Source organism: Streptomyces sp. NPDC058650 (assembly GCF_042717315.1).
Classification (GTDB): Bacteria; Actinomycetota; Actinomycetes; order Streptomycetales; family Streptomycetaceae; genus Streptomyces.
In genome coordinates this window covers 81,872-99,783 of the sequence record NZ_JBHXRL010000017.1, presented here as the reverse complement: position 1 = coordinate 99,783, position 17,912 = coordinate 81,872, and the positions used below count along the sequence as shown (strand labels likewise).

At 70.2% G+C, this 17,912-nt stretch carries 15 protein-coding genes; all 15 read right to left on the bottom strand.

Translation table 11 applies throughout. The features are described from left to right. Nucleotides 1-2: 2 nt before the first annotated feature. Nucleotides 3-938, bottom strand: a complete 936-nt coding sequence (cysD, locus tag ACFWWU_RS26785; protein WP_384148538.1) for a sulfate adenylyltransferase subunit CysD — start codon at nucleotides 936-938, stop codon at nucleotides 3-5. Beyond that, on the bottom strand, nucleotides 935-1,480 hold the full coding sequence (gene cysC / locus ACFWWU_RS26780) for an adenylyl-sulfate kinase (RefSeq protein ID WP_384148536.1): 546 nt from the start codon (nucleotides 1,478-1,480) through the stop codon (nucleotides 935-937). The genes cysD and cysC overlap by 4 nt, the downstream gene beginning before the upstream one ends. Beyond that, entirely contained in the window at nucleotides 1,477-2,451 is a 975-nt protein-coding gene (locus ACFWWU_RS26775) for an LnmK family bifunctional acyltransferase/decarboxylase (protein ID WP_384148534.1), read from the bottom strand. The genes cysC and ACFWWU_RS26775 overlap by 4 nt, the downstream gene beginning before the upstream one ends. After that, nucleotides 2,448-3,575, bottom strand: coding sequence for a histidinol-phosphate transaminase (locus ACFWWU_RS26770; RefSeq protein ID WP_384148532.1), 1,128 nt, complete (start codon nucleotides 3,573-3,575; stop codon nucleotides 2,448-2,450). Before ACFWWU_RS26770 ends, ACFWWU_RS26775 begins: the two co-directional genes overlap by 4 nt. A 71-nt stretch (nucleotides 3,576-3,646) precedes the next feature. After that, complete coding sequence (locus tag ACFWWU_RS26765; protein WP_317592256.1) at nucleotides 3,647-3,877, bottom strand: acyl carrier protein; 231 nt, start codon at nucleotides 3,875-3,877, stop codon at nucleotides 3,647-3,649. 55 nt (nucleotides 3,878-3,932) lie between these two features. Further along, nucleotides 3,933-4,970 (bottom strand): 4-hydroxy-2-oxovalerate aldolase, encoded by a 1,038-nt coding sequence (gene dmpG / locus ACFWWU_RS26760; protein WP_384148530.1) that lies wholly within the window; start codon nucleotides 4,968-4,970, stop codon nucleotides 3,933-3,935. Continuing rightward, nucleotides 4,967-5,860, bottom strand: coding sequence for an acetaldehyde dehydrogenase (acetylating) (locus ACFWWU_RS26755; protein ID WP_384148528.1), 894 nt, complete (start codon nucleotides 5,858-5,860; stop codon nucleotides 4,967-4,969). Before ACFWWU_RS26755 ends, dmpG begins: the two co-directional genes overlap by 4 nt. A 51-nt stretch (nucleotides 5,861-5,911) precedes the next feature. Beyond that, nucleotides 5,912-6,706 carry a 2-keto-4-pentenoate hydratase gene (locus ACFWWU_RS26750; protein WP_384148526.1) on the bottom strand — a complete coding sequence of 265 codons (795 nt, stop codon included), beginning with the start codon at nucleotides 6,704-6,706 and terminating at the stop codon, nucleotides 5,912-5,914. Between the two features lie 578 nt (nucleotides 6,707-7,284). Beyond that, nucleotides 7,285-8,334, bottom strand: a complete 1,050-nt coding sequence (locus tag ACFWWU_RS26745; RefSeq protein ID WP_384148524.1) for a helix-turn-helix domain-containing protein — start codon at nucleotides 8,332-8,334, stop codon at nucleotides 7,285-7,287. A 180-nt stretch (nucleotides 8,335-8,514) separates the two neighbouring features. Next, nucleotides 8,515-8,877 (bottom strand): hydroxyisourate hydrolase, encoded by a 363-nt coding sequence (gene uraH / locus ACFWWU_RS26740; protein ID WP_384148522.1) that lies wholly within the window; start codon nucleotides 8,875-8,877, stop codon nucleotides 8,515-8,517. Nucleotides 8,878-9,259: 382 nt separating this feature from the next. Next, on the bottom strand, nucleotides 9,260-9,577 hold the full coding sequence (locus ACFWWU_RS26735; protein WP_384148521.1) for a hydroxyisourate hydrolase: 318 nt from the start codon (nucleotides 9,575-9,577) through the stop codon (nucleotides 9,260-9,262). A 299-nt stretch (nucleotides 9,578-9,876) separates the two neighbouring features. Further along, nucleotides 9,877-12,954, bottom strand: a complete 3,078-nt coding sequence (locus ACFWWU_RS26730) for a BTAD domain-containing putative transcriptional regulator (RefSeq protein WP_384148519.1) — start codon at nucleotides 12,952-12,954, stop codon at nucleotides 9,877-9,879. A 150-nt stretch (nucleotides 12,955-13,104) separates the two neighbouring features. Continuing rightward, the gene (locus ACFWWU_RS26725; protein ID WP_384148517.1) at nucleotides 13,105-15,954 is read right to left on the bottom strand and encodes an AAA family ATPase; all 2,850 of its coding nucleotides are present in this window, start codon (nucleotides 15,952-15,954) and stop codon (nucleotides 13,105-13,107) included. Nucleotides 15,955-16,255: 301 nt separating this feature from the next. Then, the gene (locus ACFWWU_RS26720) at nucleotides 16,256-16,471 is read right to left on the bottom strand and encodes an MbtH family protein (protein WP_384148515.1); all 216 of its coding nucleotides are present in this window, start codon (nucleotides 16,469-16,471) and stop codon (nucleotides 16,256-16,258) included. Nucleotides 16,472-16,627: 156 nt separating this feature from the next. Next, nucleotides 16,628-17,911, bottom strand: coding sequence for an L-lysine 6-transaminase (gene lat, locus ACFWWU_RS26715; RefSeq protein ID WP_384148513.1), 1,284 nt, complete (start codon nucleotides 17,909-17,911; stop codon nucleotides 16,628-16,630). Nucleotide 17,912: the final 1 nt, after the last annotated feature.

Below are 17,912 nucleotides of genomic sequence, written 5' to 3'. Positions count from 1 at the left end.
GCTCAGAAGTACCCCTCGCGCTTGCGGTCCTCCATGGAGGACTCGGAGAGCTTGTCGTCGGCGCGCGTCGCGCCCCGCTCGGTCAGCCGGGACACGGCGATCTCCGCGATCACCTGATCCAGGGTCACCGCGTCGGAGTCGACCGCGCCGGTGCAGGACATGTCACCGACCGTGCGATAGCGGACGAGCCGCTTCTCCACGGTCTCGCCGTCCTTCGGGTCGCCCCACTCCCCCACGGGCAGCCACATGCCGGAGCGCTGGAAGACCTCGCGCTCATGGGCGAAGTAGATCTCCGGCAGCTCGATGCGCTCGCGGGCGATGTACTGCCACACGTCCAGCTCGGTCCAGTCGGACAGCGGGAAGACACGTACGTGTTCGCCGGGGGCGTGCCGGCCGTTGTAGAGCCGCCACAGCTCGGGGCGCTGGCGGCGCGGGTCCCACTGCGAGAACTGGTCCCGGAGGCTGAACACCCGTTCCTTGGCACGGGCCTTCTCCTCGTCACGGCGGCCGCCACCGAAGACCGCGTCGAACCGCTCCGACTGGATCCTCTCCGTCAGCGCCAGCGTCTGCAGCGGATTGCGGGTCCCGTCGGGGCGCTCCTTGAGCACTCCGCGGTCGATGTAGTCCTGTACGGACGCCACATGGAGGCGCAGTCCATGTGCCGCCACCACACGGTCCCGGTACGCCAGGACCTCCGGAAAGTTGTGTCCGGTGTCCACGTGCAGCAGCTCGAACGGCACCGGGGCGGGCGCGAACGCCTTCAGCGCGAGGTGCAGCATGACGATGGAGTCCTTGCCGCCGGAGAAGAGGATCACCGGCCGCTCGAACTCGCCGGCCACCTCGCGGAAGATGTGGACGGCCTCCGACTCCAGCGCGTCCGCATGGGTCAGGGTGTACGGGTGGTCGGTTCTCTCGGCCCGAGTCGTCACGGTCGTCATGCCAGCCCCTTCTCCCGCAGCAACGCGACAAGCGCCTCCGCCGACTCCGTCTTGCTCTGCTCGTGCGCCGGGATCCGCAGATCCGGTGCGGCCGGCGGCTCGTACGGATCGTCCACCCCGGTCAGGCCGGACATCTCGCCCCGCGCCTGCCTGGCGTACAGCCCCTTCACATCGCGCACGGCGCACACCTCGACCGGCGTCGCCACGTGCACCTCGACGTACGCGGTACCGGCGGCCGCGTGCCGCTCGCGGACCGCCGCGCGGGCGTCCGCGTACGGGGCGATGACCGGTACCAGCACCGTCACACCGTGGGAGGCGAGCAGCTCCGCGACGTAGCCGATACGGCACACGTTGACGTCCCGGTCCTTGCGGGAGAAGCCGAGGCCGGCCGTCAGGTGGGCGCGCAGTTCGTCGCCGTCCAGGATGTGCACCCGACGCCCCGCGGACCGCAGTCGGTCGGCGGCGGTCAGCGCGATCGTGGTCTTGCCGGCGCTGGGCAGGCCGGTCAGCCAGACCGTCGCGCCGGCGGCGTCGCCGTTCATGAGGCGTCCGAGGAGCGGATGCCCGCCGCCTCGATCTCGATCGCGGTGACGGCGATCAGCTGCCCGGTCGCCGTGTCGCGCAGGGCCATGTCGGCCACCTCGACGTCCGGAGAGCCGGTGCTCCGCCACCTGCGGACGGTGACGGCGAAGACCGTGCCGGGGTCGGCGTTGCCGAAGTAGCCGATCTTCTGGTCGAGGACCTTGCGCCGCAGGAACTGTTCGTCCGTGCGTCCCAGCGATCGCCACTGACGCAGCAGCACCGTGTCGAAGACGGAGAAGTACGAGGCGAAGTACATCAGCCCGGCGCCGTTGAGGTCGCGCACGACGTCCAGGGTGTAGTCGAAGGTCTGGGGCTGCCCGACCTCGTGGAAGCCCGCCGGCCCCTCGGGGTGGAAGCTTCCGGTGGCCCGGGCCCGGCCCACGAGGGACCGAGGAGAGTAGGCGTTCGGAAGCGGCGCCAGCTCCTGGTACGTGAAGTCCGGAGGTGTCACCTGGGCGAGACCCCGGTTGCTGCCCGCGGTGGTGCGGGCGATCCACCGGTTGAAGTTCTCCGCGTAGAGGCACTGCGGGTGCGGGTGTTCGTACACTTCCGCCGGGTCCAGCGGTCCGTCCGGCAGCTCCAGACCGGCGGGGGCCAGCCGGTGCAGAGTGATGACCGACTGGGTGCCGAACTGGAAGGCCCGGGAGTCGACCCGGAGCTCGTCGCCGAAGGTGAGCCCGTGGGGATGGACGACGTCTCCGCCACGCACATGGAAGTAGTAGAAGGACAGGTAGGCGGGGTCTCCTTCGGCGGTCCGGGCCGCGTGCACGTTGATCCGGCACGACTCGCTCACCACCTCCCAGGTCCAGTCCCCGATCCGGCCGAACACCAGTGAGCCGCCGCTGCACATGCCCGGCGCGACGACGACGTGTCGGGAGACCCCCGCGCCGTCCGGGATCAGCGCACCGCGTGCGGTGTGAAGAGTGGTCATCCTTCCGTCTCCTTTCGGGCCTGGCGCGTCTGGCCGGCTCCGGCCGTGGCCGTCCGCCGTGAGGAGTTCCACTCGTCCGCCGCGGCGAGGAACTGGTCGTTGTCCTCGGCGGAACCGATGGACACGCGCACGCCGACGCCCGGGAACGCCCGTACCGTGACGCCCTTGCCCGCGCACCACCCACCGAAGTCGACCGCGTGCGGGCCCAGTCGCAGCCAGACGAAGTTCGCCTGGCTGTCCGGTACCTCCCAGCCGCGGCGCAGCAGGGCGTCACGCACCCGGGTGCGTTCCGCGACGGTGCTGTCGACTCGCCGCAGCAGTTGCTCCTCGAGTCCGAGGGCCGCGACCGCCGCCTGCTGCGCGACGGTGTTCACCGCGAAGGGGAGACATGCCCGGCGCAGTCGTTCGACGACATGGGCGTTCCCCACCAGATATCCGGTCCGCAGCCCGGCCAGGCCGTAGGCCTTCGAGAACGTGCGCAGGACGACGAGGTTCGGATGCGCGGCGCACAGCCCCAGGGCGCTGGTCGCCGCCGGGCCCCGGACGTACTCGTGGTACGCCTCGTCCACGGCCACCAGGCAGGTCGGCGGCAGGGACGCGACGAACGTCCGGAGTTCCTCGTGACCGACGACCGTGCCGGTCGGATTGTTGGGGTTGCAGATGATCACCAGCCTGGTCCGGGAGGAGATCCGGTCGGCCATGGCCCGCAGATCATGTCCTTCGTCGCTCAGCGGGACCTGTACGGACTCCACGCCGGCCAGGGCCGCGAGCGTGGGGTAGACCTCGAACGACGGCCAGGCGTACACGGCTTCGGCGCCGGGGTCGGCGATCGACTGGAACAGGGTCTGGAGGAGCGCCACGGAACCGGCGCCGACCGCGATGCGGTCCTCCTCGACCCCGTGGGCCTTGGCTATGGCGCCTATCAGCGGTCCGCACCCGGGGTCCGGGTAGCGGTTCACCGTGGAGCCGGCCTCCGCGATCGCCTCGACGATGCCGGGAAGGGGAGTGTGCGGCGACTCGTTCGCCGACAGCGGGCGAGGTCGCGCGGTCGATCCGTAGACGCCTGGGGACGGCTGGTAGGAGGCGACGGTTTCGAGAACCGCACGCAGTGGTGGAGAAGACATGGGACTCCCGATGGAGAGGGCTCCGCCCGCGCTGAGTCGTGCGAACGGCGCCCGGATCGACTGTGGGGCTCTCAGCCTCCCGGCCGCCGTTCCGCCATCAGGCGGGCCACGTCGGCCAGGGTGCGGGTGTCCAGCAGTTCGTAGTCGTGGACCTCCATGCCGAACCGCTCGTTCAGCACGGTGGCGAGTTCCTGCACCGCCAGGGAGTCCAGCCCCACCTCGTCGCGGGTGGCGGTGGGCACGACATCCTTCTCGCGTACGTGCAGGTCGCTGACCAGGATGTCCTTGAGTACGTCGTACACGGCTGGCTCTTCCCTCGCTGTCCTCACCCGACCGGAAGCCGCGGGGTTGCGGCTTTCACGCACCACGAGCCGCCTTCAGAGCCAGGGCCACCTCGACGATGAGGTCCTCCTGGCCCGCCACGGCCTGCCTCTTGCCCAGTTCGAAGAACACGTCACGCGGATCGACGTCCTCACGCCGCGAGATGTCCAGGACCCGGTTCTTGAACCCGGAGAACACTCCGGCCAGACCGCTGACGACGCTCACCGAGTCGATGGTGGGCGGGGCCGGCATGAGTTCGCGCTCGGCGAGGTCGGCCGCGTCCAGCAGACCGTACAGGTCGATTCCCGTCGGGAAGCCCATCCGTTCCAGCACGGGCACCAGGACCTCCAGCTGGGTGTTCCCCGCGCCCGCCCCGAAGCCCCGGGCGCAGGCGTCCAGGATGTCCGCACCCGCTTCCACCGCGGCGATCGAGTTCGCGACCGCCATCCCGAGGTTGTTGTGGGCGTGGAACATCACGGGCACCTCGACGGCCGCACGCATGGCACCGATGCGCTCCGTGACATCGGCCGGCAGATAGTGGCCGGAGGAGTCCATGATGCCCACCGCGGTCGCACCGTACTCCACCAGCCGGGCGCATTCGCTCGCCAGCCGTTCGGGAGTCGCCATGTGACTCATCAGAAGAACGGCCTGGGCCTCGACGCCTTGCTCACGGAGAAAGCCCAGATGCCGTTCGGCGAGGTCTCCTTCGGTGCAGTGCGTGCCGATCCGCACCACGTCCGCCTGATGGGCGATGGCCCGCTCGAGGTCTGCGGTCGTGCCCCATCCCGGCAGCATGAAGACGGCCATCTTGCTGTCGCGCAGGGCCTCTCGCACGACCGACAGCATCTCGTCGTCGCCGAGCCGGGCCTGCCCGACCTGGAGGGAGGAGGCTCCCAGACCGTTGCCGTGGCCCACCTCGACCACCGGAACGCCGGCGGCGTCCGCCGCCCGCGCGTAGGCACGCAGTTGGTCCCGGTCCAGCTGGTGACGGACGGCGTGATGCCCGTCGCGCAGGGACGCGTCGTGGATGAGAACCGGCTTTCCGGCACCGCCGGGAGATGTTGCCGCGCTCATGACGTCTCCGTTCCGATGCTCGCCAGGCCGACCGCCGCACACTGTTCGGCGACATGAACCGCGGCGGAGTTGATGATGTCGAGGTTGCCGGCGTACAGGGGGATGCGTCCGCCGGACGACGTGACCTCCGCGGCGACGAACACCTTGTTCTCCTCCACGACGCAGGCGGTGATCCGGTAGCCCTTGACGAAGGAGCGCACCTGTTCGGCCGCGGCCGTCACGGCCGCGTTCACCGACTCCGTGCTGAACCCCTCCCCCAGCATCGACATGGCGACGCGGAAGGTGGCCGGCGGCCTGGCCGGGCTGATGTTGAGGATCGCCTTGACGTCCTTGACGCCGGTGAAGTCACGTACCGCGTCCTGCGTGGTCTCGATGTACTCGTCGAGATTGAGCCGGGTGGAGCGCCCGACACTCGGGCTGGCGGCCGTCGTGACGACTTCGACGCACTCGACCCGGTGTCCCTGGGTGATCGCGTGCAGGATCGGTATCGAGGCCTGGCCACCACAGCTGATCATGTTGATGTCGTCGCAGCCCAGGACTTCCGCCCCGTTCACGCTCGGAATCACCATCCGCCCCACCTTGCTCGGCGTCAGGTCCACGAGCTTCGTGCCCGACAGACTCAGGCGTTCGGCGTGCTCGGCATGGGCCATGGCGTTCGTCGCGTCGAACACGATCGCGAACGGCTGCGGAGCGTCCAGGAGGGACTCGATGCCGCGCGTGCCGATGGGAAGACCGAGTTCGGCCGCCTGCCGCAAGCCGGGCGTCTTTTCGTCGCGTCCCACCACCAGGCCGCAGTCGAGGAACTCCGAACGCATGATCTTCTCGGCCAGATCGACTCCGATGAGGCCGGCGCCGAGGACGGCCACGGGCAGGCGCCCGTTTCGCTTCATGGCTGCTTCTCCCTTCCCTGTCCAGAGGTTCACCTTGGGCGCGTCCGTGGTCTACGCGTCGCCCACGTGCAGAGTGACGGTGCCGAGCCGGTCGAACTCGGCCACGAAGCTGTCGCCGGGACACATCGCGACCGCTGCGTGGAGGGCACCCGTCATGATTAGCTGGCCCGCTTCGAGCGTCACGCCGTGCTCGCCGAGAACGTTCGCCAGCCAGGCGACCACCGCGACCGGATCCCCCAGGGCGGCGGCACCCGCTCCGGTCGCCACGAGTGCGCCGTTGCGGGAGAAGGCCATGCCGACGAGGCGCACATCGCAGTCATCGGGCAGCGCGACCGGAGGGCCGAGCACGACGGCGCCGTTCGACGCGAGGTCGGCGACCGTGTCCGCGAGCCGGATCCTCCAGTCCTCGATCCGGGAATCGACGATCTCGAGCCCCGCCATGACCTCGGAGATCGCCTCGCGTGCCGCGGCCAGGGTGACACCGGGCCCCTTCAGAGGCGTTCCGAGCCGGAAGACGATCTCCGCCTCGACCTTGGGCGCGATGAACGCCCCGCTCGGCGTGGTGGCCCCGTTCTCGTACACGGTCGAGCTCAGCACCGGTCCGTAGTCCGGGGTGCTGACACCGAGCATCTCCTGCATCGGGACGGAGGTGAGTCCCGCCTTGTATCCGACGACGCTGTCGCCGGCCGCGGTGAGCATCCCGACCAGTTCGCGCTGGATGGCGTATCCGTCGTGCATGTCCAGCGCCGGATGCTCGTCGGTGAAGGGAGGGATGGGGCAGCCCGTCGCGCGTGCCTCGTAAAGCGCCTTGGCCTTGACTCTGGCGTCGTCCACCGAGATGTTCACTCTGCTCCTGTCAGAACACATCGCACCTGCCACACGGGCCCGCTGGTCACCTGTACGCGAGCGTCTCCTGTTCCGACGCGTCGCCGTCACCCATGACGCCGGCCCGCCTCTGACGGATTGCCACCGGCACCTGGGGAACACGAGGTCCATGACGTGCGGACCGAATCACTGGGATCAGCAGAGCGGATCCGGGCGAGGGGAGCACGGCCGCGAAGCCCGGGGCTCGTTGCCTGCCCCCTCGTTTCGCGTCTCACCGTAGCCACGAAGTGGGCGCCACAGAAGGTTTCCCCCATGCCCACGAGTCCGGCAATTGGGCATATTCACCACTCTGTTTCCTGCGTAAACGGCATGTAGCGATGCGATGACCATCTCAAACGTGAGCTTCGTCACTCGCGATTTCTCAGGTTCGCCACCTGTGCCTGGAAATGCGCCACGGCGCGTCGACGTCACACGTCGCAGGATGGGGGCGAGACGCACCGCGTGAGGCGAGCACCGTCTGCGGGCATGGGGGCGGGTCGAGGGTGTCACCGCCAGGCCGAGCGTGGCCTCTCACCGCCGACGACACGTCGGCGGTGTTCTCAACGGACCGCGCGCCAGGAGCCGTTCATCGAGTCGGTCTCCTGCAGCCCGGCGGCCAGCCGTTCCCACTCCCGGGCGTAGTGACTCATCACTTCGGTGAGGGCACGGGCGCAGTGCGGTGGGACGGAGGCCAGCAGCTGCTCGCCCGCCGCCAGCCCGTGGGCCTGGCCGTTGAGCCAGCGCAGCAGGGCGCGGCCGCTGTCCGTGAAGCGAATCGAAGGATCGTTGGACAGGACGTCCATGGCCCGCACCCGGATGCGCGCCGGCGCTCGCGAGGAGGAGTCCGCCGGGGTCGGGAGGGTGGCCAGGCCGGAACACCGCTGGGACGCCGCGACCACGAGCGAGGCGAGGTACGCGGAGTCCTCGTGCGCGGCCACCGCGGGCGGCGTCCGATCCTCCGGGCCGGGGACGGCCGTACCGGACCGCAGTTCCTGCCGCAGGCGGTGCGCGGTGCTGACGGAGACACCGGCCTCCTGGGCCACTTCGCGCAGCGTCGCGCGGGGCCGCTCCGCCAGCAGGGACCGGGCTTTCTCCCGCCGCTCCGGCATGTCCGCCGGGCGCACCCGGCCGTCCCGGCCCACGCGCGGGATCGAGGGATTCGACTGAGGAGATTCCTCAGTCGAACGTTTCCCCCGTACTGCCCCTACCGTCTTCGGCGACACCCCTGTGACGGCGGCGATGGCCCGGTCGGACCAGTGGGGATGGGTCGCGAGGATGCGCAGGACCGCGGCCTTGCGGTCCCCGAGCGTCAGGGGAAGGCCATGGCTGATGTTGGCCTGCACCGACCGGATGAACAGGTCGGCCGACGGGCCGTCGACGTAGTGGACCGTGATGCGGCGTTCCCCGCGCAGGATCGCGGCTCGCAGCCGATGCATGCCGTCGACCACGCGCCCCGTGTCCTGGTGCACGAGGATCGGTTCGAACTCGGTCCCGCTCTCCGCCAGTGCCTGCGCATGGCCCTCGTTCAGGCCCTCCAGACGCGGCGAGTCCGCCGGCAGCAGGGATTCGACCGGCACTGTGTGCGTCGTCGACTGCGATTCGTCAGACAACTGTTCCACCCCTTCTGCTTGCGGTACCGCTGCACCGCGTCTGCGGGCGCCGATCTCATGGGAACGGGTGAGACCGGGCGCAGCGGCAGAGGGAACGCAACGGCCGGCCCGCACGTCTCGAAGAGAGTGGGGCCGGCTCAGGACCGGGTCGGGTCCGGCACTCGCGTCGCCTGCCCGGCCTCACACCTTCTCGGCTGCCACGGTCTCGGGGACGAACCCCCGATAGGTGGTGTACGAGAACGGGCTCAACAGCAACGGGACGTGCAGGTCGCTCGGGTCACCCGGATAGTGGAGCGAGACGATGACTTCCGGGTACAGACTGTCCACCGCCCGCTCGGCGAAGTACTCACCGGTTTCGAACACCAGCCGGTAGGACCCGTACGGCAGGGCCTGGTCGCACACCGAGTCGATCTTCCCCGCGCTGTCGGTCCGCGCCCGGGCCACGGCCGGCCATGCGCCGTCCTCCCGGGCGTGCAGGGTGACGTCCAGGTCTGCGACCGGGCAGCCGTTGGTGGAATCGATGACCCGCACCGAGATGCTCAAAGTCAGCCCCAGATGGTGTCGTCCGCGGTGTAGACGCCCGCGAATCCGGCCAGGGTACAAAGCAGAGCCAACATATCGATCTCCCATGCGGAAACTCGTGACCCGGAGGTCCGGGTGGACGACTCCAGTTCTAGTGAGTTCCCTTTTCGTCCTCCTACTGGAACGCTAAGTACTCGCTAAGCGTCCGCTGTTGGAGGGTGACCGCCGGTCGGCGAGGGGCGTGAGGAAGGGATCGCCTTCGCCCGCCGCTGCCTCGTCGGCGTCGGCACGGGTTCCGTCCGCGCCGGCGACGACACCGCCGAACGTCACGCGGCCGCGCCACCGCCGGGGAGATGACCGGGGGTGGGGTCGTCTGTCGCCGTTCGACGTTCCTGTGCCACGGCTACTGGCCGACGGCACACACCGCGTAGCCGTGTGGGGCGATCACGATCGGGATCTCCTGGTCCGTCTCCCACTCGGCGAACACGACCGAGATGTGACTGTAGAACGGTCGCATCCCGAGCGTCGTGAAATACCGGTCGGTCTCCAGGATCAGCCGGAGCGGCCCGGGGGTGTCCTCCGGCAGGGACGGGCGGTCCAGCCGCCCGTCGCTGCCGGTCAGCCCGTGCCACACGGTCTGCCACTCGTCCAGGCGAGGTCGTTCGATGCGGATCAGCAGCCCGTCGACGGGCCGCCCATTGGTTCCATCAGAGACACACACTCCGAGTTTCACGTAACACCGGCCTCATCGATTGCATCCTTTGTGGGACGGAACACCGGATGCGTCCCGTCTGCGAACATCTTCCCCATCGCTACGCGACGGTTCTTTTTCTTCCATCCCACCGTCCGGCATCAGAGGTCCGGACGGAATTTCCCGCCGAGGCGGAAATGATGTCACGCGGCCGGGAAGCTACGCGGAAGTTCCGTGCCCAGCAGGCCGGTTCCGGTCCCCTGGCCCGGCTGCCGGGCACGGGAACCGCGGCGGCACGGTCTGCCGCCGAGCGCCCCGTGGCCCCGGCATCAGCCCGAGCTCGCCTGTGCGTAGGCAGCGGCGGCGGCCGCGTCGTCGGAGGCCGCGCAGACGTCGCTCATCAGGCGCAGCGTCTGTTTCTGCCACCTGACGGCCTGCATCCGCTCGAAGATGTCCAGTGCCGCGGTGATGTGCTCCTTGGCGCACTCGTAGCTGCCCTTGCCCGCGGCCACCTCGCCGAGCGAGAGCTGGATCCGGCCGATGGCCAGAGTCTCGTGCGCGTGGGAAGCGATCACCATGGCCTGTTCCAGCATCTCGTAGGCCGCGCTGTGACTTCCCTGGCGCGAACGGACGATGGCCAGACCGCGCAGCGCGTAGCACTCGCCCACCGGGTCGCCGACCGAACGCACGGTCTCGAGCGCCCGTGTGAACACGTACTCGGCCTCGGACACTTCGTCGATCTGCAGATGCGCCTCGCCCAGGCGGACCAGGATCTGCGCGCGCACCCGCCGGTTGCCCGACCGCTCCACCGCGGCCAGACCGGCCGCCATCGTCTGCTTCCCTTCCGCGATGAGGCCGCGATCCAGGTGGATCTGTGCCATGTTGCTCAGCACGTGGGCCTCGGCGGTCGAGTCGTTCACCTCGGAGAGCATGACCAGCGCCTTCTCGTAGCCCTCCATCGCCTCGTCGAGGCGGCCCTGGATCCGGTCGACGAACGCGAGATTGCGCAGGGCCAGCGCTGTGCCGTGAACGTCGCCGACCTGACGGAACAGCTCGCAACCGAGCCCCAGCCTGCGTCGTGCCTCGTCCAGCTTGTACTCGAACATGTGCAGGGTGCCGAGGGAGTACAGCATCGCCGCCTGCCCCCGCCGGTTGTCGTTGTGCCGAGTGACGGCGAGCGCGATCTCGTGTGTCGTGCGCCAGTCGTCGAAGTAGCCGTACATCTCGAAGAGCGTGACCAGCGTCAGCGCCAGATCCCAGCAGAGCTCGTCGAGGCCCGCGCCCGCGGCCTGTCTGACCGCCGTGATCAGACTGGCCCGTTCGTCCTCGAACCACCCGAGCGGATCGGCGAGTTCGCGGTCGATGACGGACTGGTCGAGTGCCAGGCGCGGCGCCTCTCCGTGGATCAGCGTGTGATCCCCGCCGTACGCCCGCCGGTGCGCCTCCTCGACCAGGAGCAGCCATGTACTCAGCACCCGGCCGAGCACGACCGATCTCTCGGCGGTGCTCTCGTGCTCGGCCAGGCATTCCTGGGAGTAGACCCGAACCAGGTCGTGCAGGCGATAGCGGGGGCGGTGGCCCTTCACCACCTCGACATCGACGAGCTGGGCGTCCACGAGGAACTCCAGGGTGTCCTCGGCCTCCGCCACGGCGACGTCGAGCAGGGGAGCCGCGACCCAGCTGGAGAACTCCGCCGCCTCCAGCATGGACAGCCGCCGGAAGAGGCGCTGCGCGTCGGCGGGCAGGCCCTGATAGGCCATGGCCAGGCCGGCCCGGACGCCGACGCCGCCGTGGGTCAGTTCGTCCAGGCGCTGGCGTTCGTCACGAAGCCGGGCCACCATCTTGCTCAGGGGCCAGTGCGGCCGGGCGGCCAGCCGCGCCGCCACGATCCGCAAGGCGAGCGCGAGGTTGCCGCACAGCTGTATCAGTTGCAGGGCGCCGGACAGTTCGCTGTGGATCCGCTCGGCACCGAGGATCCGGCTGAGCAGTTGCAGCGCCTGTTCGGTGGTGAACACGTCGATCTGAACGGAGCTCGCGCCCTCCAGACCGGCCAGCCGGGACCGGCTCGTGATCAGGACCGGGCAGTTGGACGATCCGGGCAGCAGCCAGCGCACCTGTTCCTCGTCGATCGCGTCGTCGAGGACGATCAGCATGCGCCGGTCGGCGACGAGGTTCCGGAACAGTTCCGCCCGTTCCTCGAGGGTCGACGGCACTGCCGAGCCCGGTATTCCCAAGCTGCGCAGGAAGCGTTCGAGGATGCGTGTCGGCAGGATCGGCTGCGCCGACGGTCCTCGCAGCTTCACGAACATCTGGCCGTCGGGGAATCGTTTCGCCAAGGAGTGTCCGAGGTGCACCGCGAGGGTGGTCTTGCCGACGCCTCCCTTGCCGGTGATCGCGACGATCCGCAGGGCGTACGACGTCTCCGTGGCGTCTTCCAGCGTTGCCTTGAGCCTGGCGAGCAGGTCGTCGCGTCCGCTGAAATCGGCGATCGCGCCGGGCAGCAGGCGGGGCACCGCGGGTGGTTCGGCGCCCGTCACGGCCGCCGCCGGCGCCGCCGGTGCGACTGGTGTCGCCGGTGCCGGTTCTGGTGACGCCGCGGGCGCCGCGGGCGTGGCCGGTACCGCCTGCACCGCCGGCGGCGCGCTCACCAGCGGCGCACAGTCCAGCCGGCCGGCCAGAATCGATTCCTGTAGCCGTCGGAGCTCCTCCCCCGGCTCGATGCCGAGTTCGTCGATCAGCTCGCGCCGACCACGCCGGTAGACCTCGAGCGCCTCCGCCTGGCGGCCCGACCGGGACAGCGCCACCATGAGCTGGGCGCGAAGGCGTTCCCGCAGCGGGTTCTGCATGACCAGGTCGATCAGCCTCGCCACGAGCTGCTGGTGCAGGCCGAGGGCCAGCCGCGCGTCCGCCCACTGCTCCACGACGGCGAGCCGCTGTTCGTCCAGCCGCGCGGCCGGAGCCTGAAGCGCCGTGCTGGTGGTGCCACCGCCGAAACACGAAGACCCGCGCCAGAGCCCGAGCGCGGCTTCGAAGGAGGATGCCGCCTCGTCGAAGCGGCCGGCCTCCGCGGCGGTACGTCCGGCCGACGCGACCCGCTCGAAGACATGGAGATCCAGCTCGTCATCCCCGACCTCGGCGAGGTATCCGGGGGACCTGGTCTGGATGACATCGGGCAGACCGACCTTCGCCATGCTGGCGCGGACGATGGAGACACAGATCTGGATCTGGGCACGCGCGGTGGGCGGCGGGGACACGCCCCAGACCGCGTCGACGAGGTGACCCATCGGAACGATCCGGTTGGGCTCCAGCAACAGAACCGCCAAAACGATTCGCTGACGCTCGGCGGTAATCAGCGCTGGGCCACCGGGGCCGACCACTTCCAACGGCCCGAGTAATCGAAAGCGCATGACCGTTCTTCACATCCCCGCCATAGTTTCCGCCGGTCAGCTACGCACCAACGTCATATCTACCTAACCCGATCGGGTCTGTCCAGTGAGCGGTGTTGCCCAAGTGGCAGGGGATTCGGGGGCGGGAAGCACGGTGGCTCTACGACGTGCTCACCGCCGTCGCGCGGCGGTGAGGTCCTCCATCGCCGGTCCGCCCAGCAGGGACGGCAGGTCCGCCCGCCGGCTGATGCGAAGCTTTCGGTACGTTCGCGTCAGGTGCTGCTCGACCGTGCTGACCGTGACGTGCAGACCCTCGGCTATCTCCCGGTTGGAACAGCCGACCGCGGCCATCGCGGCCACGCGGCGCTCCGCCTCGGTGAGCCCGTCACCGCCGGCGTCCGGTGTCGGCAGCGCGGTGGTGCTCTCCACCACCAGGCCCCGGACCAGTGCTTCGGCGTGGCAGTCGGCGGCCACGATGACCGCGCGTCGCTCGGCCGCCGCGGCGCGCCGGAACTCGCCCAGGGTCCGGTAGGCGCGGGCCAGGTCGGCGAAGGCCAAGGCTAGTTCGTACCGGTCGCCGTCGTCGGACTGCAGCAGTTCGGCCGCCTGGCGCAGCATCGTCGGCCGGTGCCCGGGAGCGCTGGCTCCGGCCAGCACCCGGGTCGCGGAGCCGCGGACCCGGTTCGGCATCACGCTGAACTTGGCGGACTGCTCCTCGAGTACCCGCCTGGCGTCGTCCGGGCGGCCCAGTCCCAGGTACACCTCGGCGACGTCGGTACGCCACGGGATCAGGCCGGGCGTGTCCATCCCCCATTGGCGCAGCGTGGCGCCGCACCGGAGCAGGTCCTCCAGGGCCATCTCCAGGTGGCCGGTGGCGAGCCCGAACCGCGCTCGCGCGTACTGGTAGTGCATGCCGTAACGGGTGGAGAACATCGCCTCCGGAACACGGTGGTCCAGATAGGTCTGTGCCTCGTCGTAGCGGCCCATCGCCGTGGTGGCCAGGATCAGCGTGCTCAGCGGCGCTCCGACGGTGACTCCCCAGCTGATCGCCGGCAGGGTGGCGAGCGCTTCACTCGCGTGCCGCTGGGCGTCGGTCAGGTCTCCTCGGCGCAGGGCGATCTCGGCCCGTACCGCGCCCAGCCTCGCCTGTCGGCTCGGCGTGTGCCGCGACCGCATCCGGTCCAGGAACAGATCGCACCAGGCTGTCGCCCGCTCGGCTCGCCCGCTGTACGCGAGGGCGAGGAGGGCGCTTTCGACGGTCTCGGTGGACAGCTCGTCCGGCCGGGTGCCGTGGAGCACGCGCTGTGCCACGCTGACGGCCTCCTGATGGGGCCCGTCGCTGACGACGGCGGCCAGCGCGGACACCGCCTGCAACCGGCGGTCGGCGCTCACCGAGTGCGTGGGGGGACGCCCGGCACCGGACCGCGGGCCGAGCGCGGCCAGGAACGACGGGTAGGTGTGGCGCAGCCGGCGCCGGGTGATCTGCAGCTCGGTGGCTGCCTCCGGGTCGGTCACCTGACCTGCGTCGGCCAGGTGACCGAGGACCTCCTGGGCCTGTTCGAAGCGGCCGTGCCAGAGCAGCGCCCGGGCCAGCGTGAGCGCGTCGGCACCCCGCAGGCAGCCCTTGCGCATCGCCTCGACGAGTTCGCCGAGCCGGCTGCTCGACACCCCGGGGTTGATGCTCCACTCGGCCCGGATCAGGGCGGCGGTGATGCGTGCCCGCCGGAGGGAGTCCGCGCAGACCACCCGGGCCAGCCGGAGGCAGTCCACCGCACGGCCGGCGGCGCCGTCGCGCAGGGCGTGCGCCGCGGCGTCCTCCAGCGTCGGCAGCGCCCACGGCTCCTCCAGCACACTGCCGTCGGCCGGCGCACCGGCGTGGAGCAGGTGGCCGGCGACCACGGCGGTGCCGGCACCGCGCTCGTGGGCGAGGACCGCCGCGCGGGAGTGCAGCCGGGCGAGTTCGTCGGCGTCGATCGCGCCGACCACCGCGGCGCGGGCCGCCTCGTGGCGGAAGCCGTCCATGGTGAGCAGCCCGCCGGCGATCAGCGCATGCACCGCCTCCGTGGTCCTGGCCGGGCTCAGGTCCACGAGCCGGTCCAGGTCGTCCAGCTCGCCGAGCACCACGTAGCCGCTCAGCGCGCGGACCATGTCCGGGCAGCCGCGGCGCACGCAGGACAGTACGGCCTCGCGGTAGCGCGGACCCGCCTCGGCACCGCCCAGGTGGTCGCGGACCAGCGCCTCGACCAGCAGCGGGTTGCCCCCGCTGTAGGCGTGCCAGTCAGCGGACCGCTCGTCGGCGGTCACCTCGCCCAGGTGCTGGGCTATCAGCTGCCGCACGCCCGCCGGGGAGACCCGCGTCACCTCGACACGGTGACAGTTGGGCTGCCGCATCAGGTCGGCGCCGAAGCGGAACTCGGTGTCGCACCCGTGCCCGCTGTGCGTGAACACCGCGAGCACCCGGGCGCTGTTGAGCCGCCGTGCCAGATACGCCAGGCACGTCAGTGAGGCCTGGTCGGCCTGCTCCACGTCGTCGACGGCGATGTACAGCGGGCAGCGTTCGGCCAGTTCCAGCAGGACCGTGCTGAGCCCGTGCACGATGGCGTCGTCCACCTGCTCGCCGGTGCCCTGGCGCCGGGCGGTGCGCACGCCTTCCTCGATCAGCGCCGCGGCCCGCGCCCGGTCCGCGGCGTCCAGCGGCGCGTCGTCCACCAGCTGCCGCACCACGCCCAGGGCCAGGTGCCGCTCGTCCCGGGAGCCCAGCGCCGACAAGGGAAGCATTCCCAGGCTCAGGGCGCGGTCGGCGAAGTCGTGCACCAGCACGCTCTTGCCCGCTGCCACCGCTCCGGAGACCAGCACGGCGCGTCCGTGTCCGTCCCGCGCCTGTTCGGCCAGCGCGGTCAGTAGCGCCAACGGTGCTTCGCGCTCCACCAGTTCCACCGCGAACTCCTCCCATGGGTCGGTGAGAAAGAGAGAAAGCCATTCCTCGGCCAGGCAGTAGGTCGCATACGTGTGCCGCGCCATCAGCGCGGGTGTCTCCGCAGCGCGCCCTCGTCGACGGCCTGCGCGGTGGTCGTCATCTCGCCTCACGCCGTCGACACCGCGGACCGGGCGTTCCGGTCGCCGACTCGACCCATGCTTACCGCCCGGCTCATCGACCGGCTATCAGCGCGCTATCGGCGGCCCCGGGCGCCGGTGTCCGACGCGATGCGGAAACGAGAGAACCACGAGTGCGGAAAATCCATGCGGAATGGGCCCACGCGAAACGCCGCCAGGGATCACGCGACCTGTCTGCGTGATCCCTGGCGGCCTCGGGGCGGGCGCGTCAGTCGGCCTGGCGCATCGCGTCGACGAGGCTCTTCGGCCGCATGTCGACCCAGTGTTCGTTGACGTAGTCCAGGCACGCCTGCCGGGTCGTACTCGGCAGGGCGACGGTCCAGCCGGCCGGCACCTCCGCGAAATCCGGCCACAGAGAATACTGCTCTTCCGCATTGGTCAGAACGCGGTATGAGGCACTCTCATCCTCGAACGGATTGCTCATGAACCCTCGCACCCCTTTATCGCTGACGAATTACAGAGCTGCCCATATTCTGGCCGCGTCATCACCTCTCGACAACCCCTATAACCCCTAGGCGCCTTTCCGGAAGAGCCTCACGAGGTCGAGGCTCGCGCGGGCGCGTCGCCACCGTTCGGGACATCAGCGCACGCTCATCGAGGTGAGGACCGCGTCCACCGCGGCAACCCCCTTGTCCAGGTCGTCGAGCCCGACGGTCAGGGCCGGGCGGAAGCGTACGGCGCGTGCTCCGCCGGGCAGCAGGAGCACCCGGTGGTCGCGGCGCAGGCGGTCCAGGACCTCCTTGCGCAGGGCCGGGTCCGGCAGGTCGAACGCCCACATCAGGCCCAGGCCACGCACGTCGCTTACCAGCGCCGGGTGGGCCGCGGCCAGGTCGGCGAGCAGCCGGCCCAGATGTCCGCCCTTGGTCTCGGCCGCCGCCACCAGGCCGTCCCGCTCGATGATCTCCAGGATCCGGGTGGCCCGCACCATGTCCGCGGTGTTGCCGCCCCAGGTGGAACCGAGCCGGTCCGGCACGGCCAGGGCGCCCTCGGGCACCTGGTCCACCCGGCCGCCCGCCATCAGGCCGCACACCTGGGTCTTCTTGCCGAAGGCGACCACGTCCGGTGCGAGCCCGAGCCGTTGGTACGTCCACGGCGCGCCGGACATGCCACAACCGGTCTGCACCTCGTCGAGCGCGAACAGCACGTCGTACTCGTGGCACAGGTCCTGCATGCGCAGCAGGAACTCCCCGCCGAGGTGCCGGTCACCGCCGGCTCCCTGGATCGGCTCGGCGATGAAGCAGGCGATCCGGTCGCCGCGCTCGGCCAGGTGCCGCCGCGCGACCTCGACCGCCTCACGTTCGGCGCCGGGCTCGGGCACCGGGACGCGCGGCCACGTCCACGCCGGGTACCGCGCGGTCACCGTCGGCGACGTGTTCGTCAGGCTCAGCGTGTAGCCGCTGCGCCCGTGGAAGGCGCCCTCCATGTGCAGGACTTCGAGGGGCGCCGTCGGGTCGCGTCGCGGTCGCTGTGCTCGCCAGTCGAAGGCCACCTTCAGCGCGTTCTCCACCGCCAGGGCGCCACCGTCGATGAAGAACAGGTGCGGCAGCCTCGGGTCGCCGAGCACCCGGCTGAAGGTCGCCGTGAACCGCGCGTACTGCGCGGTGTAGATGTCGGAGTTGGTCACCTTGTGCAGCGCGGCCCGGGTGAGTTCGTCGAGGAACGCCCGGTCGCCGGCCATGTCGGGGTGGTTCATGCCGAGGGGCAGGGAGCCGTAGAACGTGAGCAGGTCCAGGTACTCCTCGCCGCCGCGCGCGTCGACCAGCGTGCTGCCGCGGCTGCGCTCCAGGTCCAGTACGAGGTCCAGGCCGTCCATCAGGACGTGCCGGGACAGTTCCTCCAGGGCGTTGTCCGCCGTGATCTCCATG

What these genes read in the sequence shown, in the direction of transcription:
- cysD (WP_384148538.1), bottom strand. Translation starts at nt 938, where the DNA reads ATGACGACCGTGACGACTCGGGCCGAGAGAACCGACCACCCGTACACC.
- ACFWWU_RS26725 (WP_384148517.1), bottom strand. Translation starts at nt 15,954, where the DNA reads ATGGCGCGGCACACGTATGCGACCTACTGCCTGGCCGAGGAATGGCTT.
- ACFWWU_RS26770 (WP_384148532.1), bottom strand. Translation starts at nt 3,575, where the DNA reads ATGTCTTCTCCACCACTGCGTGCGGTTCTCGAAACCGTCGCCTCCTAC.
- dmpG (WP_384148530.1), bottom strand. Translation starts at nt 4,970, where the DNA reads ATGAGCGCGGCAACATCTCCCGGCGGTGCCGGAAAGCCGGTTCTCATC.
- ACFWWU_RS26775 (WP_384148534.1), bottom strand. Translation starts at nt 2,451, where the DNA reads ATGACCACTCTTCACACCGCACGCGGTGCGCTGATCCCGGACGGCGCG.
- lat (WP_384148513.1), bottom strand. Translation starts at nt 17,911, where the DNA reads ATGGAGATCACGGCGGACAACGCCCTGGAGGAACTGTCCCGGCACGTC.
- ACFWWU_RS26755 (WP_384148528.1), bottom strand. Translation starts at nt 5,860, where the DNA reads ATGAAGCGAAACGGGCGCCTGCCCGTGGCCGTCCTCGGCGCCGGCCTC.
- ACFWWU_RS26730 (WP_384148519.1), bottom strand. Translation starts at nt 12,954, where the DNA reads ATGCGCTTTCGATTACTCGGGCCGTTGGAAGTGGTCGGCCCCGGTGGC.
- ACFWWU_RS26720 (WP_384148515.1), bottom strand. Translation starts at nt 16,471, where the DNA reads ATGAGCAATCCGTTCGAGGATGAGAGTGCCTCATACCGCGTTCTGACC.
- cysC (WP_384148536.1), bottom strand. Translation starts at nt 1,480, where the DNA reads ATGAACGGCGACGCCGCCGGCGCGACGGTCTGGCTGACCGGCCTGCCC.